The following is a 12130-nucleotide window of genomic DNA, read 5'->3' as shown; positions in this document are numbered from 1 at the left end:
CCCGGCGCCGCCGTTGTGCCAGCCGTTGAGCAGTGCGTATTTCTGAAAAGATGAAGCGCCGGTCCGTGCCACTTCATCTTTTTCCGAAGACTCAGATCCCGCCGCCGGCCCAGTGCGGGCCGCGGGCAGGCGCTTGCGGATCACATCTCCAGGATCTTGCCCGGGTTCATGATGTTGTCCGGATCCAATGCGGCCTTGACCGCCGCCATGTAACGGGTGGTCTCGCCCAGTTCCTTTTGCAGATAGGGCCGTTTGCCCTGGCCGATGCCGTGTTCGCCGGTGCAGGTGCCGTCCATCGAAATTGCCAGGTCGTTCAGCCAGCCGACAAACTCATCCGCCTTCTGCCGCTCATTGCCGCTATCCATATCGATCAGCAGCAGCGCGTGGAAGTTGCCGTCGCCCACATGGCCGACGATCGGCGCCATCAGCCCCATGCCTTCGGCCTTGTCGCGCGCGGCGCCGACGCATTCGGCCAGGCGCGAGATCGGCACGCAAACATCGGTGGAAATCCCCTTGGCACCGGGACGCAGCTGCAGGCTGGCCCAATACATGTCATGGCGCGCCTGCCACAGCTTGCTGCGCTCCTCGGCCGTCGAGGTTGCGGCAAAGTCAAAACCGCTGAATTCCTCGGCGATGGAGGCGAACATGTCCGATTGCTCCACCACGCCCGCGTCCGAGCCGTGGAATTCCAGCAGGAGCAGCGGGGTTTCCGGCAGGTCGAGGCCGGAATAGGCATTGGCTGCCCGCACGCTGAGCGCGTCCAGAAGTTCGATCCGGGCGACGGGGATACCGTATTGGATCGTCATCATCACCGCGCGGCAGGCGTCGTCCACACTGCGGAAGGAGCAGCGGGCGGAGCGCACCGCCTCGGGGATGCCCTGCAGTTTCAGGGTCAGCTCGGTGATCAGGCCCAGGGTGCCTTCGGAGCCGACCAGCAGGCGCGTCATGTCATAGCCGGCCGAGGATTTTCTGGCCCGCTGCGCGGTGCGGATCACACCGCCGTCGGCCATCACCGCTTCCAGTGCCAGCACGTTGTCCTTCATGGTGCCGTAACGCACCGCGTTGGTGCCCGACGCCCGGGTGGCGGCCATGCCGCCGAGCGAGGCATTGGCGCCGGGGTCGATCGGAAAGAACAGGCCCTGGTCGCGCAGGTAAGTGTTGAGCTGCTCGCGGGTGACGCCGGGCTGCACCACCACATCGAGGTCTTCGGCATGGACGGCGATGATCCTGTCCATCCGCATCATGTCGATGCAGATACCGCCGGCGGGGGCGTTCACATGGCCCTCCAGCGAGGTGCCGGTGCCGTACGGGATGACCGGCACGCCGTGCTCGGCGCAGACCTTGACGATCTCGGCAACCTGTTCGGTGGAGGTCGGGAAGGCCACCGCATCCGGCGCCTGGTTGGTGATCCAGGTGGTGGTGTGGCCGTGCTGCTCGCAAATGGCCTGGCCGGTTTGCAGCTGGTCGCCGAACCGCTGTTTCAGCGTCTCGACGGCGGCGGCGATCCCGGTTTCGTTGCGCGGCAGTGAGGTGGCTTGCACCATGGCAGATCTCCTTGGGGTCAGGGCACAGAGCCCGGAACTTCACCTGTTAACCTACGCCCTGCTGCTGCGGTTCTTCAATACCCAGTAGCCGGTAGGATCCCGCAGCCCGGCCCGGCAGCCGGGCGGTGGCTTTATCCGCCCAGGGCAATCCCTTCCCGGCGCGGATCCGCAGCGCCCTTCAGCCGTTCACCGATCTCAATCGCGTGCAGGCCGGAAGTCAGGTCGCGGATATTGACCTCATACCCTAAATCCGTCAGCGCCCCCGCCAGCCCCTCGGCGCTGGTGCCTGCCTCCAGATCATAGGTGCCGAACCGGTTGACCAGATGCGGCAGCGCCAGCGCCGTTTGAATATCCATCCCCCAGTCGGCCCAGGCCACGATGGATTTCGCGACATAGCCGATGATCCGGCTGCCGCCGGGGGAGCCGATGGCCAGCACCGGTGCACCATCCTTCATTACAATGGTCGGCGCCATCGAGGAGCGCGGCCGCTTGCCCGGCTCCAGCCGGTTGGCGATGGGCACGCCGTCCGCATGGGTGCGGAAGGAAAAATCCGTCAGCTCATTATTCAACAGGAACCCGCCCGCCATCAGCCGCGAGCCAAAGGCGTTTTCTATCGTCGTGGTCATCGACAGCACGTTGCCATAGCTGTCCACGATGGAGATATGCGAGGTCGACGGCAGCTCGATCGACTGGTCATCCGCCAGCATCAGCGCATGATCGAATTCCGGCGCGCCCGGCGCCACCTCGGGCAGCGCATCATCGCCCTGCAGCAGCCCGGCCCGGGTGGCGAGATAATCCGCCGCCACCAGCCCGTGGCTGGGCACCGGCACAAAATCCGCGTCGGCCATGTAGCGGCCCCGGTCGGCAAAGGCGAGGCGCGAGGCATCGCCGATCAGCCGCCAGGCCTCGGCGCTTTCGGCCCCCAGTTCCGCCAGATCATAGGAATTCAGCATCCCCAGAATTTGCCCCACGGTCAGCGCCCCCGAGGATGGCGGCCCCATGCCGCAGGCCTCGAAATCGCGGTAGGCGGCGCAGACCGCCGGGCGTTCCTTGACCTGGTAGAGTGCCAGATCCGCAGCGGACAGCACCCCCGGATTACCTTCGGCGGCGGTCACGGCCCGGACGATTTCTGCGGCGATGGGACCGGCGTAGAACGCCCCTGCCCCGCCCTGGGCCAGCGCCCGCAAGGTGGCGGCATACTCCGGGTTCAGGAGGGCCGCGCCCTCGGCAATCGGGTCACCGCCCGGCAGGAAGTAATCCGCTGTGGCCGGGAAGCGCGCCAGCCGTTCGGCGCCGCCCGCCACCAGCGAGGCCAGCCGCGGCGAGACGACAAAGCCCTCCTCCGCCAGCCGGATCGCCGGTTCGAACAGCGACGGCCAGTTGGCGCGGCCCCAGCGGCGGTGCGCCGCCTCCAGCAGGGCCGGGGTGCCGGGAGTGCCGACGGACAGACCGCCGACCACCGCATCAAAGAATTTCAGCGGCGCGCCATCTTCATCCTGGAACAGGGTCGGCGTGGCGGCCAGCGGCGCGGTTTCGCGCCCGTCCAGCGTGGTCAGCTCGCCCGTGGCAGCGTCATACCAGACCAGAAACGCGCCGCCGCCGAGGCCCGAGGATTGCGGCTCCACCAGCCCCAGAACGGTCTGCACCGCCACCATCGCGTCCGCCGCGGTGCCGCCTGCGCGCAGCACGGCGGCGCCGGCTTCAACGGCATGCGGATTGGCAGCAGCGACCATCCAGTTTTCCGCTTCCACAGGCCGGCCTGCCGATTTGGCCTCCAGCGCGGCAGCCACCTCCGCCGAGAGCGCCTGAAACGTGCCGCCGGTTGCCGCTTCGGGCGCAACGGCGTCAGCCGCCTCCTGCGCGGCGGCACTGCCGGCGCAGACGATACAGGCCAGAATCAAGTGCTTCACGGAAAAGTCCTTTCTCGAATTCCGGCCCGGCGTGCGGGCAGTTACAGCATCGACGGCACCACCTGGTCCGGCGGACGATGGCCGTCCTCGAATGTCTTGATATTCAACAGCACCTTCTCGCCCATCTCGATCCGGCCCTCGATGGTGGCGGAGCCCATATGCGGCAGCAGCACCACATTGGACAGCTCGCGCAGGCGCGGGTTGATGTCGGTGCCGTGCTCATAGACATCAAGGCCGGCACCGGCGATCTCATTCGAGCGCAGCATGCGGGTCAGGGCGTGTTCGTCGATCACCTCGCCGCGCGAGGTGTTCACGATCACCGCCGAGGGCTTCATCAGCTTCAGGCGGCGGGCATTCATCAGGTGAAAGGTTGAAGGGGTCGACGGGCAGTTGATCGACAGCACATCCATCCGCGCCACCATCTGATCAAGGCTTTCCCAATAGGTGGCTTCCAGCGTCTCTTCGGTCTCGGGCCGCAGACGGCGGCGGTTGTGGTAATGGATTTGCATGCCAAAGGCGGCGGCGCGCCTGGCCACGGCCTGGCCGATCCGGCCCATGCCGAGAATGCCCAGCCGCCGCCCGGCAATCCGGCCGCCCAAAAGCGCTGTCGGCGCCCAGCCCTGCCAGTCGCCCTTCTGCATCACGGCCAGCCCTTCGGGCATGCGCCGCACCACCGCCATGATCAGCGCCATGGCCATATCGGCAGTATCGTCGGTCAGCACCCCGGGCGTGTTGGACACCAGGATGCCGCGCTGGCGCGCAGTGGCCACATCAATATGGTCGACCCCGGCACCGTAGTTGGCGATCAGCCGCAGCCGCTCCCCCGCCTGGCCCAAAATCCCTGCGTCAATGGTATCGGTGACAGTGGGCACCAGCACATCGGCATTTTTCACTGCCGCGGCCAGCTCGGCCCGGGTCATCGGCTCGTCATCCTCGCGCAGGCGGACATCAAACAGCTCGCTCAGCCGGGTTTCCACAGGCTCCGGCAACCGTCGCGTAACAACAACACTCAGTCGGTCTCTTGGCACTTGCGCTCTCCCTTGGGCTTTTCAATCCGCACGCCTCCATGGCATCGTGGCGCAGGACGCGGACGGGCACAAGAACCCAAGCGCAACTCCCTTGCTGCAGGCCGGAAATTTCACGGCCGCAGCAGGAAAACGGGCAAAAGACCGGAACAGGACGCTGGGCCTGACCCGGCTGGGCAAAAAGAGGCGGCAGACAGTGGAAAAAGCGGCAATGGCATTGCGCCATCTGGCAGCGGCAGCGGTATCCCTGGCGATGGCGGGGGCCGTATGCGCCGCCGAATCCCGCGGCCCCGTCACCAACCTGCCGCTGCCGCGCTATGTCTCGATGAAGGCCGCCAAGGGCAATGTGCGCCGCGGCCCGTCGCTGACCCACAAGATCGACTGGGTGTTCAAACGCCGCGGCATGCCGCTGGAAATCACTGCGGAATACGGCCACTGGCGCCGGGTGCAGGACCGCGAGGGGGCCGGCGGCTGGGTGCATTACGCATTGCTGTCGGGCGTGCGCACGGTGCTGATCGAAGAGGACATGCTGACCGTGCATTCCCGGCCGGACAGCCGCGCGCCGGTTACCGCTGCCTTCGAGCTGGGCGTGGTCGCCCGGCTGGGCGAGTGCGAGACCAGCTGGTGCGAAATCTCGGCCGGCGGCTACAGCGGCTGGGCGCCGAAGAAAAAACTCTGGGGCGTCGCCCCGGATGAGCTGCGCGAATAACGTCCCCTGCCCCTATCCCGCTGCATCCTTGCTGCGCCTTCCTGCTTCTTCCTTGCCGCAGTACTATGGGTGAATTGGGCCGGCGCCCCTGCATTCGCTGGCCTTTCCCTGCTTCACCCCCAAGGGCGCGGCAATCCGCGCGGGGGCGCAGATGCGCCAAACCATTGCACCCGCAGCAATCGTGTTCTACATGGGGGCCACACCATTGGCTGCCAGGCCGGGGTCCGCCCATTTTCAGGGCACCGCCGCGGCAGCACCGGAATACCCGAACTTGGCGCGGCCTGTCTGCGCTGACGTCACAAAAGTCTCCGAGATCGCTGAAAGGTTGTGGAACATGGCAGAAAATCAAACCCCGGACATATTGTATACCATCGTAGACGAAGCGCCCGAGCTGGCCTCGGCATCCTTCCTGCCGATCATCCGCAAGTTCGCCTCGGCCGCTGGTGTCACCGTCGGCACCAAGGATATTTCGCTGGCCGGCCGTATCATTGCAGCGTTCCCGGAAAACCTGACCGAAGACCAGCGCCAGAGCGATGATCTGGCCGAGCTGGGCCAGCTGGTGAAAACCCCGGACGCCAATGTCATCAAGCTGCCCAACGTCTCCGCCTCGGTGCCGCAGCTGGTTGCCGCTGTCACCGAACTGCAGGGTCAGGGCTATGCCATTCCGGACTACCCCGCAGAACCGGCGACCGACGCCGAAAAAGAAATCCGCGCGCGGTATGACGCGATCAAGGGCTCGGCGGTGAACCCGGTCCTGCGCGAGGGCAACTCCGACCGCCGCGCCGCCAAGGCGGTGAAGAACTATGCCCGGAAGAACCCGCATTCGATGGGCGAATGGTCGGCCGGCAGCAAGACCAAAGTGTCGTCGATGCCGGGCAACGACTTTTATGCAAACGAAAAATCCGCGACCATCACCGCCGCGCAGGCAGGGGACGCGAAGATCGAATTTGCCGCCGGGGACGGCTCGGTCACCGTTCTGAAAGACGCCTGGCCGCTGGAAGAGGGCACCGTGGCCGATGCGACCTTCCTGTCCGCCAAGGCCCTGGCCGCCTTTCTGACGGAGGCCATCGCGGACACCAAAGCCGACGGCACCATGTTCTCGCTGCACATGAAAGCGACCATGATGAAGGTCTCCGACCCGATCATCTTCGGCCACGCGGTGAAGGCCTGGCTGGCGCCGGTGTTTGAAAAGTTCGGCCCCCAGATGGAGGCCCTGGGCGTCAACCCGAATTCCGGCATGGGCGACCTGCTGAACCGGGTGAAGGACAACCCGGAGATCATGGCCGAAATCGATGCAGTGCGCGCCGAGCGGCCGGACATGTATATGGTGGACAGCGACAAGGGCATCACCAACCTGCATGTGCCGTCCGATGTGATCATCGACGCCTCGATGCCCGCGGTAATCCGCGCCGGCGGCAAGGGCTGGGACCAGAACGGCAACAAGGGCGACACCAACTGCGTGATCCCCGACCGCTGCTATGCCACGGTCTATGACGAGACCATCAATTTCTTCAAAGCCAATGGCGCGCTGGACGTGACCACCGCCGGTGCCGTCGCCAACGTCGGCCTGATGGCGCAGAAGGCCGAGGAATACGGCTCCCACCCGACCACGTTCGAGGCCCCGGCCGACGGCACCATCCGGGTGGTTCTGGCAAACGGCGAAACGCTGCATTCGCACGACGTCGAGGCGGGTGACATCTGGCGGGCCTGCACTGTCAAGAAGGCACCGATCGAGAACTGGATCGAGCTGGCGATGGACCGCCAGCGCCTGACCGGCTCCGAGGCGATCTTCTGGCTGGACGCAAACCGCGCCCATGACGCCGAGCTGATCAACTATGTGAAACCGGCGCTGGAAGCGGCGGGCGTTGCCGGCAAGTTCCAGATCCTGGCGCCGCGCGAGGCAACCCGCCAGTCGCTGGAAACGATCACCGCGGGCAACGACAGCATCGCCATCACCGGCAACGTGCTGCGCGACTACCTGACCGACCTGTTCCCGATCCTGGAACTGGGCACCTCGGCCAAGATGCTGTCGATCGTCAAGCTGATGCAGGGCGGCGGGCTGTTTGAAACCGGTGCCGGCGGGTCTGCTCCGAAACATGTGCAGCAGCTGGTTGAGGAAAACCACCTGCGCTGGGATTCGATGGGTGAATTCTGCGCCCTGGGGGAAAGCCTGAATTTCCTGGCCGACGCCAAGGGCAACGCCAAGGCCGGCGTGCTGGGCGCTGCGGCCGAGGACGCCACCCAAGGCATTCTGGACCACAACCGCTCTCCCAGCCGCAAGGTGGGCGAGCCCGACAACCGCGACAGCCATTACTGGTTTGCCCGTTACTGGGCGGAAGCCCTGGCGGCCCAGACCGGGGATGCGGAACTGGCGGCGCATTTTGCCCCCATCGCGGAAGAGCTGGCTGCCAAGGAAGAGCAGATCCTGTCCGAGCTGGCCGCAGCCCAGGGCCAGGCGGCAGACATTGGCGGCTACTACCGCCCGAGTGCTGCGCTGAAGGCCAAGGTGATGCGCCCCTCGGCAACGCTGAATGCGATCATCGGCTGATCTGTCCGGACAGTCCGCAACAAAAAACGCCCGGGGAAATCCCCGGGCGTTTTCTGTTTGTCTGTGACGGGTTCGCAGATGGATCAGAAATCCTGCCACAGCTTTTTGGCTGCATTGCCGCCGGCCGCGGCAACGGGCTGCGGCGCGGCCTCCATGTTCCAGTCATCGCTGCCGTGGGCGGTTGGCGCCGGTGCCCTGGCCGCCCGGGCCGGAACGGCCGCGATGCCGCCGCCGGGGATTTTGAAATGCGCCACCAGTTCGCTGAGCTTGGCGGCGTCGGTCTTCAGCAAATGGCCGGCCGCAGTGGCCTGTTCCACCATGGCGGCATTCTGCTGGGTGACCTGATCCAGCTGGGTAACACCGGTGTTGATCTCATGCAGGCCGGTGGATTGCTCGGCGGCGCCTTCGGCAATGCCGGACACCAGCTGCGAGATATGGCTGACCTGCGAAACGATGCTTTGCAGCGCTTCGCCCGCTTTGCCGACCAGATCCACGCCGCGGGCGACCTGCCCGGAGCTGTTGCCGATCAGGGTCTTGATCTCCATCGCCGCGTCCGAGGACCGCTGTGCCAGCGCCCGCACCTCGGAGGCGACCACCGCAAAGCCGCGGCCCGCTTCGCCTGCGCGGGCGGCCTCAACCCCGGCGTTCAGCGCCAGGAGATTGGTCTGAAAGGCGATATCGTCGATCACCGAGATGATCTGCGAGATGTGCGCCGAAGATTCCTCGATCTCGGTCATCGCGGCCACGGCGCTTTGCACCACTTCACCGCTGGTGCGGGCTTCGCCCTTGGCGTCTTCCATGGTGGACTCGACGCTGCGGGCGCCCTCGGCTGCCGATTTGACCGAAGCGGTCAGCTCATCCAGGGCGGCAGCGGTTTCTTCCAGCGTCGCGGCCTGGCTTTCGGTGCGGTGCGACAGATCATCCGAAGCCTGGCTGATTTCAGCCGCACCGCTGCGGATGCTGCTGGCCGCGGCAATCACCTGTTCCACAGTCGCGCTGAGGTTCTGCGCGGTGGTGTTGAAGTCCTGGCGCAGCTGCTCGTAATCCTCGGGGAAGGTTTCGGTGATCTGCGCAGTCAGGTCCCCCTGCGACAGGGCTGACAGTTTGCTGCTGAGCACACTCACGACATTGCTGTGCTTTTCATTGCGTTGCTGCTCGGCCCGCTCCAGATCCTTCTGGCGGATCAGTGCCTGGCGGAAGACATCAAGGCTTTGGGCGATCTCCCCCAGTTCGCTGCGCGCAGTGGCATGGGGGATTTCGCTGTCTGTGTCGCCATCGGCGAGTGTCTGCATGCGCGACTTGAGGCCATTCAGCGGACCGGTGACGCTGCGGGTGATGAAATAGGCGGCAATCGACAGCGCCACCAGGCTGATACCCAGAAGGATCAGCGCGTCATTGCGCATCCGCGCAACGTCAGCCTCGATATCCGAGACATAGGCGCCGGTGCCGACGATCCAGCCCCAGGGTTTATAGGCCTGCACATAGCCGATCTTGGCCTCGACAACCTCGGAATCCGGTTTCTTGAAGTAATATGTAAGCTCCCCTGCCCCTTTGGCAGCAGCGATCTTCTCCAGCTCCCGGAACACTTTGATGCCGGTCACATCCTCATAGGCGCCCTGGTTGGTGCCGTTCCAGGCAGGCACGGTCGGATGCGCCTGCACCACCAGATCGTGGTCAAAGACAAACACGTAACCCGAATCGCCAAAGCGCAGAGCCGTCAGACGCTCGCGGCCGATATCACGGGCTTGTTCTTCGGTGAAGCGGCCGTCCTTGACACCTTGCTCCAGATCGCGCAGCAGGCTGACTGCCGTGTCTGTGACGTTGTGCAGCTCGGTATAGCGCATTTCATAGGCGTTTTTGACGGATTGCGACAGCAGCAGGAATGTCAGAACAGCCATCAGGCTGAGAGCCAGCGCTGCCAGCGCATAGATCCGGACAGGCAGACGGTACAGAAAATCGGGAAGTCGGGGCATCAGTGCGGAACCTTCATTGCGTGCATATTGCCAGCAGGTTTAAACCGCACCCTCTAACAATTCCCTAGCCGGATGCGGATTTCCACCGCATTCAGCAAGGTTCACGCCGCAAACCTGAAGGGGAAAGACCCGCCCTCCCCCTGGAGCTCACTCCGTTTCCGGTCCGGCCTGTCTGCGGCGAAGTCACGATCCAGTGTAAGCGTTGCATCTGACCCCCTCGATGGCATCTAGGGTCAGATGGGGTATTCGGCTTGCGCCCCACTTCCAGCCTCGGTCTCCGGTAGGTGCTGCGTCTCGAGCTGATGATAATACGTGGTCTGTGTGAAGCAGCCACGAGCATCAAGGAAGGAGACGCAGCATGAAGCATTATGCCGGATTGGATGTATCAGTAAAAGAAACCGCCATTTGTGTTGTCGGCGACGACGGCCAAGTCTGCTCAGAAATGAAGATTGCGAGCCACCCCGAGGAGCTCTCTCTGGCTTTGAGCAGCATCGGGGTCCATTTCGAACGGATCGGGTTGGAAGCCGGTCCGCTGTCGCAATGGCTGTTCGAAGGGCTGGCGCGCGCGGGGCTTCCGGTGATTTGTATCGAGACACGCCACGCGAAGGCCTTCCTCAAGGCGCAGGTGAACAAGACCGACCGCAATGATGCGCGTGGGATCGCGCAGATGATGCGGGTCAACCTGTACCGTCCGGTGCATGTGAAGACCCGGGAAAGCCAGCAGCGCCGAGCCCTGCTGCGAGCCCGGAAGCTCCTGCAGGAGAAGGCGATTGCTGTCGAGAATGATATTCGCGGCTTGCTGCGCAACTTCGGGCTCAAGGTCGGCATCGTCGGCAGAGGGAAGTTCGAAGCCCGCGCCTTGGAACTCATCGCGGAACTGCCGGAACTGGAGAAGGTGATCAGCGTCTTGCTCGCGGCAAGGCGCTAGCTCCGTGAGGGCTTCGCCAAACTGCACCGCGAGGTTGTGGAAATCGCGACGGGAGACGCCGTTTGCATGCGCCTGATGACAGTCCCTGGTGTTGGCGCGGTGACTTCTCTTGCCTTCGTCAGCACCATTGATATCCCGGCGCGCTTTCGAAGGTCTCGAGCGGTTGGGCCGGTCTTAGGGCTGACACCGGTCCTAAAACAGTCCGGAGAAAGTCAACGCGTCGGCCGGGTATCCTTGTGTGGCGACGGAATGATGCGAGCCTTGCTGTACGAGACCGCGCAATCCATGCTGACCAGGGTGAAGAAATGGTCATGGCTAGGCTCTGGACTCATTGAGTTTCAAAGCCAGTAGATAACGAGGGCTGCAAGCGCGATTGCTGACAGGAAGACTTTTGGGCATCTGTCGTATCGTGTCGCAACCCGCCGCCAGTCCTTCAGCCTGCCGAACATAATCTCAATGCGGTTGCGCCGCTTATATCGGCGTTTGTCGTATCTGATGGCTTTCTTGCGCTGCTTTCGGCCGGGGATGCAGGCGCGTATCCCTTTGTCTTTCAACGCTTCTCTAAACCAATCGGCATCATATCCGCGATCTCCGAGAAGCCACTGGACGTCAGGCAGGCCACTCAGCAGCGCCTTTGCACCGGTGTAATCACTGACCTGCCCGGCAGTCACGAACAGGTTCAGCGGACGGCCCTGGCTGTCACAGATTGCGTGCAGCTTGGTGTTCATGCCGCCCTTAGTGCGCCCGATCAGACGCCCACGCCCCCCTTTTTAACCCCAAGACTGGAGGCTGTACGGTGTGCTTTCAGGTAAGTTGCGTCGATCATCACGGTCTTTTCCTCACCGTGATCAGCAGCCAGACCGGCCATCATCTGGGCAAAGATGCCCTTGTCGCTCCACCGCTTCCAACGGTTGTACAAGGTCTTGTGCGGGCCGTAATCTTTGGGAGCATCACGCCAGCGCAAGCCATTGCGATTGATGAAGATAATTCCGCTCAGAACACGCCGGTCATCAACACGCGGCTTGCCGTGGGACTTCGGAAAATAAGGCTCAAGACGGGCCATCTGCGCGTCCGTCAGCCAGAAAAGATCAGACATATCACCGCTCATTTTTCGAACCGTGAATCACGCCACCCACCGGAAATCAATGGGTCCTGAGCCTAGAGACCGAGCCTTCTTCCATTACGGCGTGAAAGACTTCCAAATGGCGAAGCTTCAAATGCATGTCCAGAGAATAACGTTTTTGAAAATTATGGAAATCACTTTCCGGTTTTCTTTTATCGCTCGGCAACGCAAGATCTGGCCCTGTACCCAAGCCGGATGAATGTCAGCCTCCAAGTTTTTCTGCTATGCTCGTTTCGCAGGGAGCTTCCGCTTCCTGCACGGCCTTCTGATGTCTTGGCAAATGCAGCAAGGATCGCGCGCCAGCGGCAAAAGGCAGGTTTGCCCGGCACAGTGTGAAGGCGAGGTTTCCGACTTTCGCCACGTATGCAGC

9 protein-coding genes are annotated in these 12130 nt (G+C 63.6%); 4 read left to right on the top strand and 5 right to left on the bottom strand.

Annotated features, from left to right (window positions below):
• Positions 1–140 precede the first annotated feature (140 nt).
• From METH_RS03785 to METH_RS03775, 3 genes are all read right to left on the bottom strand, one after another.
• A complete protein-coding gene (locus METH_RS03785; RefSeq protein WP_024089085.1) occupies positions 141–1544 on the bottom strand; it encodes an FAD-binding oxidoreductase in 1404 nt (467 codons plus the stop codon).
• A gap of 131 nt (positions 1545–1675) precedes the next feature.
• Positions 1676–3454 carry a gamma-glutamyltransferase gene (gene ggt, locus METH_RS03780; RefSeq protein WP_024089084.1) on the bottom strand — a complete coding sequence of 593 codons (1779 nt, stop codon included), beginning with the start codon at positions 3452–3454 and terminating at the stop codon, positions 1676–1678.
• A 41-nt stretch (positions 3455–3495) separates the two neighbouring features.
• Complete coding sequence (locus METH_RS03775) at positions 3496–4482, bottom strand: 2-hydroxyacid dehydrogenase (protein ID WP_024089083.1); 987 nt, start codon at positions 4480–4482, stop codon at positions 3496–3498.
• Between the two features lie 208 nt (positions 4483–4690).
• Here METH_RS03775 and METH_RS03770 point away from each other — a divergent pair, with 208 nt between their 5' ends.
• Positions 4691–5188 (top strand): SH3 domain-containing protein, encoded by a 498-nt coding sequence (locus METH_RS03770; RefSeq protein WP_024089082.1) that lies wholly within the window; start codon positions 4691–4693, stop codon positions 5186–5188.
• 334 nt (positions 5189–5522) lie between these two features.
• Positions 5523–7736 (top strand): NADP-dependent isocitrate dehydrogenase, encoded by a 2214-nt coding sequence (locus METH_RS03765; RefSeq protein ID WP_024089081.1) that lies wholly within the window; start codon positions 5523–5525, stop codon positions 7734–7736.
• Positions 7737–7819: 83 nt separating this feature from the next.
• Here the strand turns inward: METH_RS03765 and METH_RS03760 are convergent, their stop codons facing one another.
• Positions 7820–9709, bottom strand: a complete 1890-nt coding sequence (locus tag METH_RS03760) for a methyl-accepting chemotaxis protein (RefSeq protein WP_024089080.1) — start codon at positions 9707–9709, stop codon at positions 7820–7822.
• Between the two features lie 358 nt (positions 9710–10067).
• Here METH_RS03760 and METH_RS24435 point away from each other — a divergent pair, with 358 nt between their 5' ends.
• Positions 10068–10637 carry an IS110 family transposase gene (locus METH_RS24435; RefSeq protein ID WP_197538819.1) on the top strand — a complete coding sequence of 190 codons (570 nt, stop codon included), beginning with the start codon at positions 10068–10070 and terminating at the stop codon, positions 10635–10637.
• A gap of 66 nt (positions 10638–10703) precedes the next feature.
• Entirely contained in the window at positions 10704–10988 is a 285-nt protein-coding gene (locus METH_RS25345; protein WP_197538818.1) for a transposase, read from the top strand.
• On the opposite strand, the gene METH_RS22960 is transcribed toward METH_RS25345, so the two are convergent.
• A protein-coding gene (locus METH_RS22960; protein WP_156927531.1) for an IS5 family transposase occupies positions 10976–11733 on the bottom strand; the annotation gives its coding sequence in 2 pieces (ribosomal slippage) (positions 10976–11409 and positions 11409–11733; 759 coding nt in all). The two genes, METH_RS25345 and METH_RS22960, sit on opposite strands and share 13 nt — an antisense overlap.
• Positions 11734–12130: the final 397 nt, after the last annotated feature.

Source organism: Leisingera methylohalidivorans DSM 14336 (assembly GCF_000511355.1).
Lineage (GTDB): Bacteria > Pseudomonadota > Alphaproteobacteria > Rhodobacterales > Rhodobacteraceae > Leisingera > Leisingera methylohalidivorans.
This window is presented reverse-complemented; position numbering and strand designations above follow the sequence as displayed.